A 16159-nucleotide genomic window follows, 5' to 3' on the forward strand; every position below is an offset into this window, starting at 1 on the left:
AGGCTCCTCAAAGCCGCCTCGCCTCCACGATCCGCCGCAGGAAGCGCCGCGTGCGCTCCTGCTGAGGGTCGCCGAAGACCTGCTCCGCGGTGCCGCGTTCCAGCACCACCCCTCCGTCCAGAAAACAGACCTGGTCGGCGACCTCGCGGGCGAAGCCCATCTCGTGCGTGGCCAGCACCATGGTCATGCCCTCGTCCTTCAGGTCGCGGACGACGGTGAGGACCTCCCCGACGAGCTCCGGGTCGAGGGCGGCGGTGATCTCGTCGAGCAGCAGCAGCCGGGGACGTACGGCCAGGGCGCGGACGATCGCGACCCGCTGCTGCTGGCCGCCGCTCAGCCGGTCCGGGTACTCGCCCGCCTTGCCGCCGAGGCCCAGCCGTTCCAGCAGCTCACGGGCGCGCTCCTCGGCCTCCGCGCGGGAGACGCCGTGCACCCGCCGCGGGGCGAGGGTGATGTTGTCCAGGACCGTCATGTGGGGGAAGAGGTTGTACGCCTGGAAGACCACGCCGATACGGCGCCGTACGGCGTCCTGGTCGGCGCGCGGGTCGGTGATCTCCTCGCCGTCCAGCCAGATCGCACCGTCGTCGATCTCCTCCAGCAGGTTCGCGCACCGCAGCAGCGTGGACTTGCCGGAGCCGGAGGCGCCGATCAGCGCGGTCACCGTGTGCGGGGCCACCTCCAGGTCGACGTCCCGCAGCACGACCGAGCCGCCGAAGGTCTTGCGGACGGACTCCATCCGCAGCACCGGAGCGTCGTTCATGCCGTTCCCCCCTGCGCCCGCTGACGGTCCATCCGAGCCGTCACCCAGTCCGTGAAGCGGGTCATCGGGATGGTCAGCGCGACGAAGACCAGCCCCGCGACGATGTACGGCGTGTAGTTGAGGCTGCGGCCGACGATGATGTCGGCGGCCCGCACGGCGTCCACCGCGCCCCCGATCGACACCAGCCCGGTGTCCTTCTGCAGCGACACCAGGTCGTTCAGCAGCGGCGGCACCTGGCGCCGCACGGCCTGCGGCAGCACCACGTACCGCAACGCCTGCCGGTTGGTGAGGCCGAGCGAGCGGGCCGCGGCGCGCTGCGAGGGGTGGACGGACTCGATGCCGGCGCGGAACACCTCGGCCACGTACGCCGAGTACGTCAGGGTGAGGGCCGTGCCGCCCAGCAGGACGGGGTCGACCGTGACGCCCTGCAGCCGCAGCGCCGGGACGCCCAGGACCACGATCATCAGGTTGATGATCAGCGGCAGCCCGCGGAAGAAGTCCGTGTACGCGGCGGCCAGCACCCTCAGCGGGAAGAACACCGGCCCACGCAGCGTGCGGGCGACGGCGATGAGCATGCCGAGGACCAGTACCGCGGCGCCGCAGACCAGCAGCAGCCGGACGTTGAGCCACAGCCCTTCCAGCACCTTGGGGAACGCCTCGCGCGCGTAACCCCAGTCGAAGAACGTCTCCTTGGTGCGCGGCCAGCCCGGCGCGTTGACGACGACCAGGTACAGGGCCGCACCGGTGACGAGGGTCGACAACGCCGCGATCGCCGTGGCGCGGCGGGCACGGGCACGCTTGTAGCGCTCGCGTTCGATCCGCCGCTCCGAGGGGACGTACCCGTCGCCCCCACCGGACACGCCACCGGTGTCGTCCGCTTCCCGGCCGGACTCGTCCTTCGTGACCGTCACTTGAGCACCGGTGCGTCGACGGCGTCCGACAGCCACTGCTGCTCGGTCTTCGCGAGCGTGCCGTCCTTGCGCAGGGCGTCCACGGCCCGCGACACGCAGGAGGTGAGTGCGCTGCCCTTGTCGAGCACCAGGCCGAACTGCTCCGGCGTACCGCCCTGGTTCTGGAACTGGCCGACGATCGTCGCGTCCGTCACCTCGGCCGCGGTGATGTAGAAGGCGGTCGGCAGGTCGGTGACGATGGCGTCCACCTGGCCGTTCTTCAGCGCGGACTTGGCCTGGTCGTTCTTGGCGTACACGGCCGCCGCCTGCTTCGGCTTCACCACGTCGTTGATGTAGTCGAGGCTGGTGGTGCCGACCTGGGCGCCCAGCTTGACGTCTTTCAGGGCCGCGATGCTCTTCGCCTTCGCGGCCTTGGAGTTCTTCAGCGCGATGACGGCCTGACGGACGTCGTAGTAGCCGGACGAGAAATCGACGGCCTTCCTGCGCTCGGCGCTGATGGACACCTGGTTGATGTCGAAGTCGAAGGTCTTCTCTCCGGGCGCGAAAGCCTTGTTGAAGGGCACGCTCTGCCATACCACGGCACTCCTGTCGTAGCCGAGCTGCTTCGCCACGGCGTACGCGACCGCCGACTCGTAGCCCTTGCCGTTGGACGGGTCGTCGTCCTTGAACCACGGCTCGTACGCGGGCTCGTCGGTCGCGATCGTCAGCTTGCCCGAGGTCTTGGTGGCCAACTTGCCCTTGGCACAGCTGGTTCCGGCGGAGCCGGTCGGGTTGGCCGCCGACTCCTCCGGCTGCGGAGCACAGCCGACGGCGGTGGCGAGCAGGGCTACGGTGGCGGCGGCCACGGCACGGCGCAGAGCGCGAGGCGCAGGATGCATGGCGGGAGATTGACAGCCCACCATCCCGTCTGTCGAGGTCACAGCGGTAAAAGTCCGCATACTGGGAACGGGTGTTGCGTTCTTGTGAACGCTGCCCGCGGCCAGTGCGCCGGGCGCGTGCCGGGGCCGCCGGCCGAGGGCGGGGATCGAGGGACCGGCGGCCCATCCGCCCAGGAGCCGTCATCCTGTGCGGGGCTGCTTCCAGTTGACCGCGCCATCGGACGCGCCGGGAGCGCGCGTACGGTGTCGGCGCGTGCGAAAGGTTCACACGGGGCGCGTGCGCGGAGTCTGCGCGGGGCGCGCGTGCACTGCTTTGGCGCCCTGTGTGCGGCGTGCGCCGGAGCGCACACCGAGTGGGCGCGACTCCGTGCCGGAACTCACCAGCCCCGGGCGTGCCACTCCGGCAGGTGGGGTCGCTCCGCGCCCAGCGTGGTGTCGTTGCCGTGCCCCGGGTAGACCCAGGTCTCGTCCGGGAGGACGTCGAAGATCTTCGTCTCGACGTCGTGGATCAGACTGGCGAACGCCTCCGGGTCCTTACGGGTGTTGCCCACACCTCCCGGGAACAGGCAGTCCCCCGTGAACACATGGGGATGACCGTGCGGGTCGTCGTAGACGAGGGCGATGGAGCCGGGCGTGTGCCCCACGAGATGGCGCGCGGTGAGCTCCACGTGCCCCACCCGGACGGTGTCGCCGTCGTCGATCAGCACGTCGGTCGGCACGGGGATGCCCTCGGCGTCGTGCCGGCCCGCGTACGTGCGGGCGCCGGTGGCCGCCACGACCTCGGCGAGCGCCTGCCAGTGGTCGGGGTGCCGGTGCGTGGTGACGACGGACGCGATGCCGTCGTCGCCGATCATGCCGAGGAGTGTGTGCGCGTCGTTCGCGGCGTCGATCAGCAGCTGCTCGTCGGTGGCCCGGCAGCGCAGCAGATAGGCGTTGTTGTCCATCGGACCGACAGCGATCTTGCTGATCATCAGGTCCTTGAGCTCGTGCACGTCGGCGGGCCCGCCGACGTGCACCTCTCCGCTGTACGTCATGGCGGCCAGCCTATAGCGATCGGCCCCGCCGGGGGCGCCGCCGCTACAGGGGAGGAAGCGCGGGCAGCGAGCCGCCCTCCACCGCCAGGCCGGACCCGTCGCGGCGCCCGGCCAGCCAGCCGAGCAGGTCGGCCAGGCTCCCCGTCACCGTGATCCCGGGCTCTCCCGCCTCCCGACCCGTGGCCCACGCGCGCGTGCCGTTCGTCAGCCGCGTGGGCGGCACGTCGTGGTGCCCGGTGAACCGGTCGGTGAGGAAGCCGATCTCCCGCTCCACGAACTCCGCCGGGAGGTCCTCCAACTCGTAGCCGATCCCGAGGTCCACATGGTGCAGCTCGACCTCGATCCACCGCCGGAACGGCACCCGGGACGCCGAGTCGACGACTCCGTTGCGCAGCTCCACCGTGCGCGACCAGTCCTGGGGCGCGGCCCCGGCCCTCTGGAAGCGGTCCGCGCTCTCGCGCACGTCGGTGATCTGCACGTCGAGGGGGCGCGGCGCGTCCCGCTCGATGTCGGCGTCGCGGGCCTCGCCGGAGGCGTACATGGGGCGCCCTTCGAGGACGTTCACGAGGGCGTCCGCGTTGCGGGCCAGGTGCGCGAGGATGTGGCCGCGGGTCCAGCCGGGGAGTCGTGACGGCTCGGTCACGGACGCGTTGTCCAGCTCGCCGACTGCGGTGAGCAGCCGATCGGTCGCGTCGCGTACAGACGCCAGGTCATGTGCGTGATCACTCATGCTGCTGACATTAGCCCGGCCACACCTTTGGGTGAAGGTCGTGAACGAGTGCCGTAAATCGAATGCACGTGCTATAGGGTCGAGAGCGGCGTCGGGCATGCTGGATGGCCGGGGATTGTTATGCAACCCGGGAATCCGACCGGCGTTGTCAGTGGCTCCCCCTAGTCTGAGAAAGCACGGGGGCCCCGCCCCTGTCACTTCTCTCAAGAAAGGTGCGGACCGGCGTGGCCGACCGTCTCATCGTCCGTGGCGCGCGCGAGCACAACCTGAAAAACGTCTCGCTCGACCTGCCAAGGGACTCGCTCATCGTCTTCACGGGCCTGTCCGGCTCGGGCAAGTCCTCCCTGGCCTTCGACACCATCTTCGCCGAGGGCCAGCGGCGCTACGTGGAGTCGCTCTCCTCGTACGCCCGGCAGTTCCTCGGCCAGATGGACAAGCCGGACGTCGACTTCATCGAGGGCCTCTCGCCCGCGGTCTCCATCGACCAGAAGTCGACCTCCCGCAACCCGCGCTCGACGGTCGGCACGATCACCGAGGTCTACGACTACCTCCGCCTGCTCTTCGCGCGCATCGGCAAGCCGCACTGCCCCGAGTGCGGCCGCCCCATCTCGCGCCAGTCGCCGCAGGCCATCGTCGACAAGGTCCTGGAGCTGCCGGAGGGAAGCCGCTTCCAGGTGCTGTCGCCGCTGGTGCGTGAGCGCAAGGGAGAGTTCGTCGACCTCTTCGCCGACCTCCAGACCAAGGGCTACTCCCGCGCACGGGTGGACGGCGAGACGATCCAGCTCTCCAGCCCGCCCACGCTGAAGAAGCAGGAGAAGCACACCATCGAGGTGGTCGTCGACCGCCTCACGGTGAAGGACTCCGCCAAGCGCCGCCTCACCGACTCCGTGGAGACCGCCCTCGGTCTGTCCGGCGGCATGGTCGTGCTGGACTTCGTCGACCTCCCCGAGGACGACCCCGAGCGCGAGCGCATGTACTCGGAGCACCTGTACTGCCCGTACGACGACCTCTCCTTCGAGGAACTGGAGCCCCGCTCCTTCTCCTTCAACTCACCCTTCGGCGCCTGCCCCGACTGCACGGGCATCGGTACGCGCATGGAGGTCGACCCCGAGCTGATCGTCCCGGACCCGGACAAGACCCTCGACGAGGGCGCCATCCACCCCTGGTCCCACGGTCACACCAAGGACTACTTCGGCCGCCTGATCGGAGCCCTCGCCGACGCACTGGGCTTCCGGACCGACATCCCCTTCGCCGGGCTTCCGCAACGTGCCAAGAAGGCCCTGCTCCACGGCCACAAGACCCAGGTCGAGGTCCGCTACCGCAACCGGTACGGACGCGAGCGCCGGTACACCACGGCCTTCGAGGGCGCCGTCCCCTTCGTCAAGCGCCGGCACAGCGAGGCCGAGAGCGACGCCAGCCGCGAGCGCTTCGAGGGCTACATGCGCGAAGTGCCGTGCCCCACCTGTGAGGGCACCCGCCTGAAGCCGATCGTCCTCGCGGTCACGATCATGGAGAAGTCGATCGCCGAGGTCTCCGCGATGTCCATCAGCGACTGCGCGGACTTCCTGGGCGAGCTGAAGCTCAACGCCCGCGACAAGAAGATCGCCGAGCGCGTGCTGAAGGAGGTCAACGAGCGGCTGCGGTTCCTGGTCGACGTCGGCCTGGACTACCTCTCGCTCAACCGCGCGGCCGGCACGCTCTCCGGCGGCGAGGCCCAGCGGATCCGCCTGGCCACCCAGATCGGCTCCGGACTCGTCGGCGTGCTGTACGTCCTCGACGAGCCGTCCATCGGCCTGCACCAGCGCGACAACCACCGGCTGATCGAGACCCTGGTCCGGCTGCGCGACATGGGCAACACGCTCATCGTCGTGGAGCACGACGAGGACACCATCAAGACCGCCGACTGGGTCGTCGACATCGGCCCCGGCGCCGGCGAGCACGGCGGCAAGGTCGTGCACAGCGGCTCCCTGAAGGAACTCCTCGCCAACGAGGAGTCGCAGACCGGGCAGTACCTGGCCGGCAAGAAGGCCATCCCGGTGCCCGACATCCGGCGGCCCCTCGACCCGTCCCGGCAGCTCACGGTGCACGGCGCCCGCGAGAACAACCTCAAGGACATCGACGTGTCCTTCCCGCTGGGCGTGTTCACGGCCGTCACGGGCGTCTCCGGCTCCGGCAAGTCGACGCTGGTCAACGACATCCTGTACACGCACCTGGCCCGCGAGCTGAATGGCGCCCGCACCGTTCCGGGGCGGCACACGCGCGTGGACGGCGACGACCTCGTCGACAAGGTCGTGCACGTCGACCAGTCGCCCATCGGCCGCACCCCGCGCTCCAACCCGGCGACGTACACCGGCGTCTTCGACCACATCCGCAAGCTGTTCGCCGAGACCACCGAGGCGAAGGTCCGGGGCTACATGCCGGGCCGGTTCTCCTTCAACGTCAAGGGCGGCCGCTGCGAGAACTGCGCGGGTGACGGCACGATCAAGATCGAGATGAACTTCCTCCCGGACGTGTACGTCCCGTGCGAGGTCTGCCACGGCGCCCGCTACAACCGGGAGACCCTGGAGGTCCACTACAAGGGCAAGTCCATCTCCGAGGTCCTGAACATGCCCATCGAAGAGGCCATGCACTTCTTCGAGGCGGTTCCGGCGATCTCCCGCCACCTCAAGACGCTCAACGACGTCGGCCTCGGATACGTCCGCCTCGGCCAGTCCGCGACCACCCTCTCCGGCGGTGAGGCCCAGCGCGTCAAGCTCGCCAGCGAGCTGCAGAAGCGCTCCACCGGCCGCACCGTCTACGTCCTGGACGAGCCGACCACCGGTTTGCACTTCGAGGACATCAGCAAGCTGCTGGCGGTCCTGTCCGGCCTGGTCGACAAGGGCAACACGGTCATCGTCATCGAGCACAACCTCGATGTGATCAAGACCGCCGACTGGATCGTCGACATGGGACCGGAGGGCGGCGCCGGCGGTGGCCTGGTCGTCGCCGAGGGCACGCCCGAGCAGGTTGCCGGTGTCCCCACCAGCCACACCGGCAAGTTCCTGCGGGAGATCCTCGGCGCCGACCGGATCAGCGACGCGACCTCGGTGAAGGCCGCGGGCGGCACGACGGCCCGGAAGACGGTCGCGGCCAGGTCGACGGCGAAGAAGACGGCGACGGCCAGGACCGCCAACAACACGGCCACTAAGAAGGCGGCCGGAGCCACCAAGAAGGCACCCGCCAAGAAGGCGACGCGCACCCGCAAGGCCTGAGGCGTCCCAGCCGGGCCGCCCGGCACCGGAACAACACGGCGCCCCGTGGGATCTCCCACGGGGCGCCGCGCTGTACGACCGGGCGGATCAGCCGTCCTTCGGCCGAGCACGGTCCACGGTCACAGGTCGCCCAGTTCGGAGGCGTACGGCGGCTCGGCACCCGCACGGGAGCAGGTGATCGCCGCCGCCCGGGCCGCGAACCGCAGCAGCCGCGTCCAGCCGTCGGCACCCAGACCCGAGAGCGCCTGTGGAGACAGCGCGTCCCGCGCGGACAGACCGTGCAGCAGGGCCGCGTTGACCGTGTCGCCGGCACCGATCGTGTCCACGACGTCGACCTTCTCGCCGGGCACGGAGTACTCGGCGCCGTCCCGGGTGAAGGCGGTCAGCCCGTCACCACCGCGGGTGATCACGACGGCCGACGGACCGGCGGCCAGCCACTCGTGCGGCGTGCCGCCCAGCCAACGGGCGTCCTCCTCGGAGAGCTTGAGCAGGGACACCGACGGCAGCCAGCTCTTGAAGCGGGCCCGGTAGGCGTCCGCGTCGGGGATCAGCCCCGGCCGGATGTTCGGGTCCAGCGCGGTGAACACGCCCTGCGCGGCCGCCGTCCGCATCAGCTCCTCGTAGGCGCTCGCCCCCGGCTCCAGGACCAGCGAGCAGGTCCCGAAGGACACCGCCCGCGTCGCGGCGGGAAGCCGCGCGGGGGCCGTGAACAGCCGGTCGGCGGTGCCCTCGACGTAGAACGAGTAGGCGGCCGAGCCGCCCGCGTCGATCGTGGCGACCGCGAGGGTGGTGGGCTCCGGGCCGCGCTGCACTCCCGAGACGTCCACACCCGCGCCGCGCAGCCCGTCGAGCAGGGCCTCCCCGAAGGCGTCGTACGACGTGCGGGAGCAGAAGGCGGTGGGGGAGCCGAGGCGGCCGAGGGCCACGGCCGTGTTGTACGGGCCGCCGCCCAGCGCCGGCTGGAGACCAGCGAGGGCACCCGTGCCCTGCGGTACCAGATCGATCAGGGCCTCACCGGCGACGACGATCACGAGGTGTTTCCTTTCTCGGACTGCTCGGGCGGTTCCGCGCAGCCGCACGAGGTGCGGTGGACGAAGGCGCACGGGAGCCGCAGGGTTCGGGCGGGCCGGTCCGGTGAGGCGAGACGATCCAGCAGAACCCGGACCGCCTGGGCGCCGATCTCCCTGCTGGGCTGGGACACGGCGGTGAGCCGGGGCGAGAACAGGTCCGCCCAGGCGAAGTCGTCGAAGCAGCACAGCGCGATGTCGCCCGGCACCGACAGACCGCGGTCGCGCAGGGCGCGCAGCGCGCCGATGGTCATGGTGTTGTTGGCGGTGACCAGCGCGGTGGGCGGCGCGGCGAGGGACAGCAGCGCCGCGGTGGCCCGTTCGCCGCCGGCCGACTCGGAGTCGCCGTGCACCAGGAGCCGATCGTCGTACGGCAGCCCGGCGGCCGCGAGGCCGTGCCGGTAACCGGTGATCCGCTCGCTGGTGGTGCTGAGCCCCGGCCGGCCCGCGACCAGGCCGATACGGCGGTGGCCGAGCCCGGCGAGATGCGTGACCAACCGGGCCGTCGGCTCGGCGCTCTCGGCGCACACCTGGTCGAAGCTCGGGGCATCGACCAGCCGGTCGAGGAACACGGTCGGCACCTCGTGGCGTCCGAGGTAGGCGAGGAGCCCGCGCGGATCGGGGGAGGGAGCGACGATCATGCCGTCCACGCGGCGCTCGTGCAGCAGCTGGACGACCTTGCGCTCGTGCTCGGGGTCGTCGTGCGGGTCGGCGATGAGCAGGCTGTAGCCGTGCTCCAGGGCACCGGCCTCGACGCCTTGCAGGATCTCCGTGAAATACGGGTTGCTGATCGCCGACACCGCGAGCCCGATGGACCGGGTGCGGGACGTCACCAGGGAACGGGCGAGGGAGTTGGGGGTGTAACCGAGCTCCTCGACGGCGTCCAGGACCGCCTGGCGGGTGTGCGGCAGCACCGGCCGGGTGTCGTTCAGTACGTGCGAGACGGTCGCCACGGAGACGCCGGCGCTCCGTGCGACGTCGGCCATCGTCGCCATGGCCGGAAACGTATCCCATTCGGCGACGGACGTAAACGCTTGCGCAAGCGTTTACGTCCCCGGCGTCCGCTGGTAGCGCTCCCTGATCGCCTCGCGGACGGGGGCGGCGCGACCGCTGGAGCGGACCCGTGCCCTCACTCCCAGTCCCATCCGATCCCCACGATCCCCGACCGCGCCCGCGGTTCGACCAGGTGCACCGAGTGGTGCAGCCCGCTGAGCGCCAGTTCCTGGCGGCCGCTGCGGGGCGCCGCGGCCGAATGCTGTGTGAACCGGTGGCACCGCACCGGCAGAGCCGTCGCCGCGAACCGCACCTGGAGGGCGTACTGCCCGCCCGCCGAGCCGAACCCGCGGAGGTACTCGCGCGAGACGCCGGCCGTGCCGTCCTCGACGCCGTAGCGGAACAGGAACGTGTCTCCGGACCGCAGGCGCGTGTCGAAGAGCAGCTCCGCCACGAGCACGCCGGTGTCGTGGTGCCGACGGACTCGCCCGGTACGACAGTTCTCCAGGGCGTGCACCGCCATGCGCTCCGGCACACACCCCGGGTCGCCGTGATGGACGGCCACGAAGCGGTCGACGCCGTTCCGGTGGGCCCGCACGATGTGGTGCGACTCGCGTCCGGCCAGCTCCCGCCGCGCCCCGATCCGGACCCGCTCGTGGTGCCCCAGGGTGTGCAGCCCGCCGTCCGGCGGAGAGTCCAGCTCGGCCAGCAGCTGTTCCAGGACGCCCGAGGCCTCGACGAGCGCCCGGTAGGAGCGGGTCGCGGACCGCTGCTCGCGCGACCGGTCCTCGGTCTCGGCGAGCAGCCGGATGAGCGACTCGTCCGGCAGCTGGAGGATCTCCTCCAGGGCCCGTACGGCCCGCAGCGACTCCGGGCGCTGGGGGCGCCGGGCGCCCTGCTGCCAGTAGCTCAGACTGGTGACGCCCACCTTCACTCCGTAGCGCGACAGATGGTGCTGCACGCGCTGCAGCGGCAGTCCGCGAGCGGCGATCGCGGCGCGCAGGGCCACGTGGAAGGGGCCGCCGCGCAGGGCCGAGTCCAGTTCCGCGACGGCTGTCTCCGCGTGCTGAGGGGCGTGCGGCATGCAGGAGCCTTTCTGTGAAGGATCACAACGGCTGGTCAGACCGATCGCGCGGGTCCACCGGGGCCACACCCCGTTTCGGCGCAGGGGCGTCTTCACATCCGTACGCCGTCGTTCAGGGCCCCGAGTTCCCCCGCATTGAAGCGTGTTGACCAAGTCCCGACAACACCTGATGCCCGACCGTGACGCACTCCTGGCCGAGACGGCACCGGTCGGCACGCCGCCCCGGCGGCGTGATCCACAGGCGCGGCGGACCGTTGTCCACAGGCCCGCCGGACTGTCAGCACTCGCCAGTAGGGTGTGAGTCATGGCCGACCCCTCCAGCTACCGCCCCAAGCCGGGACAGATCCCGGACTCCCCCGGGGTGTACAGGTTCCGTGACGAGCACCGCCGGGTGATCTACGTCGGAAAGGCCAAGAGCCTGCGCCAGCGCCTGGCCAACTACTTCCAGGACCTGGCGAACCTTCACCCCCGCACGCGCACCATGGTCACCACCGCCGCGTCCGTGGAATGGACGGTGGTGTCCACGGAGGTCGAGGCGCTGCAGCTGGAGTACTCCTGGATCAAGGAGTTCGACCCCCGGTTCAACGTCAAGTACCGCGACGACAAGAGCTACCCCTACCTCGCGGTGACGATGAACGAGGAGTTCCCCCGCGTCCAGGTGATGCGCGGCCACAAGAAGAAGGGCGTCAGGTATTTCGGGCCGTACGCGCACGCGTGGGCCATCCGGGACACGGTCGACCTGCTGCTCCGCGTCTTCCCGGTGCGCACCTGCTCGGCCGGCGTCTTCAAGAACGCCGCCCGCACCGGCCGCCCCTGCCTGCTCGGCTACATCGGCAAGTGCTCCGCGCCCTGCGTGGGGCGCGTCTCCGCCGAGGAACACGGGGCACTGGCCGAGGAGTTCTGCGACTTCATGGCCGGCCGCACGGGCACGTACCTGCGCCGCCTGGAGAAGCAGATGACCGAGGCGGCCGAGGAGATGGAGTACGAGCGGGCGGCCCGCCTGCGCGACGACATCGAGGCCCTGAAGAAGGCCATGGAGAAGAACGCGGTCGTGCTCGCGGACGCGACCGACGCCGACCTGATCGCGGTCGCCGAGGACGAGCTGGAGGCGGCCGTACAGATCTTCCACGTCCGCGGCGGACGCGTCCGCGGCCAGCGCGGCTGGGTCACCGACAAGGTCGAGGAGATCACCACCGGCGCCCTCGTCGAGCACGCCCTCCAGCAGCTGTACGGCGAGGAGAAGGGGGACGCGGTCCCCAAGGAGGTCCTCGTACCGGCCCTGCCCGAGCCGGTCGAGCCGGTCCAGGACTGGCTGACCGAGCGCCGCGGGTCGGGCGTCTCCCTGCGCATACCGCAGCGCGGAGACAAGAAGGCGCTCATGGAGACCGTGCAGCGCAACGCCCAGCAGGCGCTCGCCCTGCACAAGACCAAGCGCGCCTCCGACCTGACCACGCGCTCGCGTGCCCTGGAGGAGATCGCCGAGGCCCTCGACCTGGACAGCGCCCCGCTCCGGATCGAGTGCTACGACATCTCCCACCTGCAGGGCGACGACGTGGTGGCCTCCATGGTCGTCTTCGAGGACGGGCTGCAGCGCAAGAGCGAGTACCGCCGCTTCCAGATCAAGGGCTTCAGCGGGCAGGACGACGTCCGCTCCATGCACGAGGTGATCACCCGCCGCTTCCGCCGCTACCTCGCCGAGAAGGAGCGGACCGGCGAGTGGGCGGACGAGGAAGGGCCCGACGACCTCAAGGACGACGACGGCCGCCCCAAGCGGTTCGCGTACCCGCCCCAGCTCGTCGTGGTCGACGGCGGCCGTCCCCAGGTGGCCGCCGCCAAGAAGGCCCTGGACGAGCTGGGCATCGACGACATCGCCGTGTGCGGCCTCGCCAAGCGCCTGGAGGAGGTCTGGGTGCCCGGCGAGGACGACCCGGTGGTCCTGCCCCGCACCAGCGAGGGCCTCTACCTGCTGCAGCGCGTCCGTGACGAGGCCCACCGCTTCGCGATCACCTACCAGCGCACCAAGCGCGCCAAGCGCTTCCGGTCCAGCCCCCTGGACGACGTGCCCGGCCTCGGCGAGACCCGCAAACAGGCGCTGATCAAACACTTCGGTTCGGTGAAGAAGCTGCGATCCGCGACAATCGACCAGATCCGTGAGGTACCCGGCATAGGTCGCAAGACGGCCGAGACGATCGTCGCGGCCCTCGCCCAGGCGGCTCCGGCCGCGCCCGCCGTGAACACGGCGACTGGAGAGATCATGGAAGACGAGGACGGGGCACCCGAGACGACGGCGGGTTCCCCGGGGGAGCCCGTGTCCGCGGGCGCCCCGGACGAACGACGGGGGCAGGAGAGATGACGGAGCACGACACACAGCCCACAGCGGAGCGAGAACACGCCCACAGGGAAACCGGCAAGGATCCCGCAGAGCACGACGCGCACCACGACAACGGAGCACAGGTGAGTACGGGCAAGGAAACAGCCGGGGTCCCCGACGCGGCCATCCCCGAGCTGGTGATCATCTCCGGCATGTCCGGAGCCGGCCGCTCGACGGCGGCCAAGTGTCTGGAGGATCTGGGCTGGTTCGTCGTCGACAACCTGCCGCCCGCGCTGATCCCCACCATGGTGGAGCTCGGCGCCCGCTCGCAGGGCAACGTGGCCAGGATCGCGGTCGTCGTGGACGTCCGCGGCCGCCGCTTCTTCGACAACCTGCGCGAGTCCCTCGCCGACCTCGACACCCGGGGCGTCACACGGCGGATCGTCTTCCTGGAATCCTCCGACGACGCTCTGGTGCGCCGCTTCGAGTCGGTGCGCCGCCCGCACCCCCTCCAGGGCGACGGCCGGATCGTCGACGGCATCGCCGCCGAACGGCAACTGCTGCGCGAGCTGCGCGGCGACGCCGACCTGGTGATCGACACCTCCAGCCTCAACGTGCACGAGCTGCGCGCCAAGATGGATGCCCAGTTCGCCGGCGAGGAGGAGCCGGAGCTGAGGGCCACCGTCATGTCCTTCGGCTTCAAGTACGGCCTCCCGGTCGACGCGGACCTGGTGGCGGACATGCGGTTCCTGCCCAACCCGCACTGGGTCCCGGAGCTGCGCCCGTTCACCGGCCTCAACGAGGAGGTGGCGACGTACATCTTCAACCAGCCCGGTGCAAAGGAGTTCCTCGACCGGTACGCCGAGCTCCTGCAGCTCGTTGCCGCAGGCTACCGTCGTGAGGGCAAGCGTTATGTGACCATCGCCGTCGGCTGCACCGGCGGCAAGCACCGCTCCGTCGCCATGTCGGAGAAGCTCGCCGCCCGGCTCGCGGCCGAGGGTGTGGAGACGGTGGTCGTACACCGGGACATGGGACGGGAATGACAGGACGTACTCCGCGGCTGAGCAGGCTGCGCCGGGTGGTTCCGGAGGGGCGCGGCGGCCGGCCCGCCGAGGCCCGCGGCGGCAGGCCCCGCCGCCGGGGCGCCCAGCCCAAGGTCGTCGCCCTCGGCGGCGGCATGGGCCTGTCCGCCTCGCTCGCCGCGCTGCGCCGGATCACCGGCGCGCTCACCGCCGTCGTCACCGTGGCCGACGACGGCGGCTCCAGCGGCCGGCTCCGCGACGAGCTGGGCGTACTGCCGCCCGGCGACCTGCGCAAGGCGCTGGCCGCGCTGTGCGGCGACGACGAATGGGGCCAGACCTGGGCCCGCGTCATCCAGCACCGCTTCCAGTCCCAGGGCGAACTGCACGAGCACGCGGTCGGCAACCTGCTGATCGTCGCCCTGTGGGAGCAGCTCGGCGACCACGTCCAGGCCCTCGACCTGGTCGGCAAGCTCCTGGGCGCCCAGGGCAGGGTGCTGCCCATGTCCGCCGTGCCCCTGGAGCTCCAGGCCCTGGTCAGGGGCCACGACCCGGACCGGCCCGACGAGGTGGACACCGTACGGGGGCAGGCGACCGTGGCCCTGACCCCCGGCGAGGTGCAGTCCGTGCACCTGGTGCCGAGGGACCCACCCGCCGTCCCCGAGGCGGTCGAGGCCGTCCTGGACGCGGACTGGGTGGTGCTCGGCCCCGGCTCCTGGTTCTCCTCGGTCATCCCGCACCTGCTGGTGCCCGAGCTCCTGGACGCCCTCCAGGAGACGAAGGCACGCCGGGTACTCTCCCTGAACCTCGCCCCGCAGCCCGGAGAAACCGAGGGCTTCTCCCCGCAGCGTCATTTGGAGGTTTTGGGACGACACGCCCCTAAACTCGCCCTGGACGTGGTGCTGGCCGACGAGGCCGCCGTGCCCGACCGCGCCTCGCTGACCGACGCCGCCAAGCGGTTCGGCGCCGCGGTCGAGCTGGCGCCGGTGGCCCGGCCCGACGGCACCCCGAGGCACGACCCGGAGCTGCTGGCAGCCGCGTACGACCGTATTTTTCGGATGCATGGAAGGATCGGCCCATGGCGATGACGCCAGCGGTGAAGGACGAGATCTCCCGGCTCCCCGTCACCCGGACCTGCTGCAGAAAGGCGGAGGTCTCCGCCATCCTGCGGTTCGCCGGCGGCCTTCACCTGGTCAGCGGGCGCATCGTGATCGAGGCGGAGCTGGACACGGCGATGGCGGCCCGCCGCCTCAAGCGGGACATCCTGGAGATCTTCGGGCACAGTTCCGAGCTGATCGTGATGGCGCCCGGCGGGCTGCGCCGCGGTTCGCGCTACGTCGTGCGGGTGGTCGCCGGCGGCGACCAGCTGGCGCGGCAGACCGGGCTGGTGGACGGCCGTGGCCGCCCGATCCGCGGACTGCCCCCGCAGGTGGTCTCCGGCGCCACCTGTGACGCCGAGGCGGCCTGGCGCGGCGCCTTCCTGGCGCACGGCTCGCTCACCGAGCCCGGCCGCTCCTCCTCCCTGGAGGTGACCTGCCCCGGTCCCGAGGCCGCGCTCGCCCTGGTCGGCGCCGCCCGCCGGCTGTCGATCGGCGCGAAGGCGCGCGAGGTGCGGGGCGTGGACCGGGTCGTCGTCCGCGACGGCGACGCGATCGGCGCCCTGCTCACCCGGCTGGGCGCCCACGAGTCCGTGCTCGCCTGGGAGGAGCGCCGGATGCGCCGCGAGGTCCGCGCCACGGCGAACCGTCTCGCCAACTTCGACGACGCCAACCTGCGCCGCTCGGCCCGCGCCGCCGTCGCCGCCGGCGCCCGCGTGCAGCGCGCCCTGGAGATCCTCGGCGACGACGTCCCCGAGCACCTCGCGGCGGCCGGCCGGCTGCGCATGGAGCACAAGCAGGCCTCCCTGGAGGAGCTGGGCGCCCTCGCCGACCCGCCGCTGACCAAGGACGCCGTCGCCGGCCGCATCCGCCGCCTGCTCGCCATGGCCGACAAGCGCGCCGCCGACCTGGGCGTCCCGGGCACCGAAGCCAACCTCACCGAGGAGCTGGCCGACAACCTCGCGGGCTGACCGGACCGCCTCACAGGCCGTCACCACACCGTCTCACGGGCCATCAGAACGCC

13 protein-coding genes are annotated in these 16159 nt (G+C 71.2%); 5 read left to right on the top strand and 8 right to left on the bottom strand.

The window, feature by feature from the left end; genetic code table 11:
• Positions 1-7 precede the first annotated feature (7 nt).
• The 5 genes from NW895_RS07795 to NW895_RS07815 all read right to left on the bottom strand — a co-directional run bounded on the left by NW895_RS07795 (position 8) and on the right by NW895_RS07815 (position 4313).
• A complete protein-coding gene (locus tag NW895_RS07795; RefSeq protein ID WP_289934587.1) occupies positions 8-760 on the bottom strand; it encodes an amino acid ABC transporter ATP-binding protein in 753 nt (250 codons plus the stop codon).
• Positions 757-1671 carry an amino acid ABC transporter permease gene (locus NW895_RS07800; protein WP_289934588.1) on the bottom strand — a complete coding sequence of 305 codons (915 nt, stop codon included), beginning with the start codon at positions 1669-1671 and terminating at the stop codon, positions 757-759. The genes NW895_RS07795 and NW895_RS07800 overlap by 4 nt, the downstream gene beginning before the upstream one ends.
• Complete coding sequence (locus tag NW895_RS07805) at positions 1668-2549, bottom strand: ABC transporter substrate-binding protein (RefSeq protein WP_289934589.1); 882 nt, start codon at positions 2547-2549, stop codon at positions 1668-1670. The genes NW895_RS07800 and NW895_RS07805 overlap by 4 nt, the downstream gene beginning before the upstream one ends.
• A gap of 377 nt (positions 2550-2926) precedes the next feature.
• Positions 2927-3583, bottom strand: coding sequence for an MBL fold metallo-hydrolase (locus tag NW895_RS07810; RefSeq protein ID WP_289934590.1), 657 nt, complete (start codon positions 3581-3583; stop codon positions 2927-2929).
• 43 nt (positions 3584-3626) lie between these two features.
• On the bottom strand, positions 3627-4313 hold the full coding sequence (locus NW895_RS07815) for a maleylpyruvate isomerase family mycothiol-dependent enzyme (RefSeq protein ID WP_289934591.1): 687 nt from the start codon (positions 4311-4313) through the stop codon (positions 3627-3629).
• A 224-nt stretch (positions 4314-4537) separates the two neighbouring features.
• Between NW895_RS07815 and uvrA the strand changes: the two genes are divergently transcribed.
• Positions 4538-7564 carry an excinuclease ABC subunit UvrA gene (gene uvrA, locus NW895_RS07820; RefSeq protein ID WP_289934592.1) on the top strand — a complete coding sequence of 1009 codons (3027 nt, stop codon included), beginning with the start codon at positions 4538-4540 and terminating at the stop codon, positions 7562-7564.
• 119 nt (positions 7565-7683) lie between these two features.
• Here uvrA and NW895_RS07825 read toward each other — a convergent pair whose 3' ends face one another.
• The 3 genes from NW895_RS07825 to NW895_RS07835 form a co-directional block, all read right to left on the bottom strand.
• On the bottom strand, positions 7684-8595 hold the full coding sequence (locus NW895_RS07825; protein WP_289934593.1) for a carbohydrate kinase: 912 nt from the start codon (positions 8593-8595) through the stop codon (positions 7684-7686).
• Positions 8592-9626 (bottom strand): LacI family DNA-binding transcriptional regulator, encoded by a 1035-nt coding sequence (locus tag NW895_RS07830; RefSeq protein WP_289934594.1) that lies wholly within the window; start codon positions 9624-9626, stop codon positions 8592-8594. The genes NW895_RS07825 and NW895_RS07830 overlap by 4 nt, the downstream gene beginning before the upstream one ends.
• Positions 9627-9760: 134 nt before the next feature.
• Positions 9761-10708, bottom strand: a complete 948-nt coding sequence (locus NW895_RS07835; protein WP_289934595.1) for a hypothetical protein — start codon at positions 10706-10708, stop codon at positions 9761-9763.
• A gap of 304 nt (positions 10709-11012) precedes the next feature.
• Here NW895_RS07835 and uvrC point away from each other — a divergent pair, with 304 nt between their 5' ends.
• From uvrC to whiA, 4 genes are read left to right on the top strand one after another with little or no spacing between them, the layout of a single operon-like run.
• Entirely contained in the window at positions 11013-13061 is a 2049-nt protein-coding gene (gene uvrC / locus NW895_RS07840) for an excinuclease ABC subunit UvrC (RefSeq protein ID WP_289934596.1), read from the top strand.
• The gene (gene rapZ, locus NW895_RS07845; protein ID WP_289934597.1) at positions 13058-14062 is read left to right on the top strand and encodes an RNase adapter RapZ; all 1005 of its coding nucleotides are present in this window, start codon (positions 13058-13060) and stop codon (positions 14060-14062) included. The genes uvrC and rapZ overlap by 4 nt, the downstream gene beginning before the upstream one ends.
• The gene (gene yvcK, locus NW895_RS07850; RefSeq protein WP_289934598.1) at positions 14059-15126 is read left to right on the top strand and encodes a uridine diphosphate-N-acetylglucosamine-binding protein YvcK; all 1068 of its coding nucleotides are present in this window, start codon (positions 14059-14061) and stop codon (positions 15124-15126) included. The genes rapZ and yvcK overlap by 4 nt, the downstream gene beginning before the upstream one ends.
• A complete protein-coding gene (whiA, locus tag NW895_RS07855; RefSeq protein WP_289934599.1) occupies positions 15117-16106 on the top strand; it encodes a DNA-binding protein WhiA in 990 nt (329 codons plus the stop codon). The genes yvcK and whiA overlap by 10 nt, the downstream gene beginning before the upstream one ends.
• Positions 16107-16159 lie beyond the last annotated feature (53 nt).

This window comes from Streptomyces sp. S.PNR 29 (assembly GCF_030386795.1).
Taxonomy (GTDB): Bacteria; Actinomycetota; Actinomycetes; order Streptomycetales; family Streptomycetaceae; genus Streptomyces.

Coding starts and splice junctions, on each gene's coding strand:
- NW895_RS07830 (WP_289934594.1), bottom strand. CDS start 9,626: ATGGCGACGATGGCCGACGTCGCACGGAGCGCCGGCGTCTCCGTGGCG.
- whiA (WP_289934599.1), top strand. CDS start 15,117: ATGGCGATGACGCCAGCGGTGAAGGACGAGATCTCCCGGCTCCCCGTC.
- NW895_RS07810 (WP_289934590.1), bottom strand. CDS start 3,583: ATGACGTACAGCGGAGAGGTGCACGTCGGCGGGCCCGCCGACGTGCAC.
- uvrC (WP_289934596.1), top strand. CDS start 11,013: ATGGCCGACCCCTCCAGCTACCGCCCCAAGCCGGGACAGATCCCGGAC.
- NW895_RS07835 (WP_289934595.1), bottom strand. CDS start 10,708: ATGCCGCACGCCCCTCAGCACGCGGAGACAGCCGTCGCGGAACTGGAC.
- NW895_RS07815 (WP_289934591.1), bottom strand. CDS start 4,313: ATGAGTGATCACGCACATGACCTGGCGTCTGTACGCGACGCGACCGAT.
- rapZ (WP_289934597.1), top strand. CDS start 13,058: ATGACGGAGCACGACACACAGCCCACAGCGGAGCGAGAACACGCCCAC.
- yvcK (WP_289934598.1), top strand. CDS start 14,059: ATGACAGGACGTACTCCGCGGCTGAGCAGGCTGCGCCGGGTGGTTCCG.
- NW895_RS07805 (WP_289934589.1), bottom strand. CDS start 2,549: ATGCATCCTGCGCCTCGCGCTCTGCGCCGTGCCGTGGCCGCCGCCACC.
- NW895_RS07795 (WP_289934587.1), bottom strand. CDS start 760: ATGAACGACGCTCCGGTGCTGCGGATGGAGTCCGTCCGCAAGACCTTC.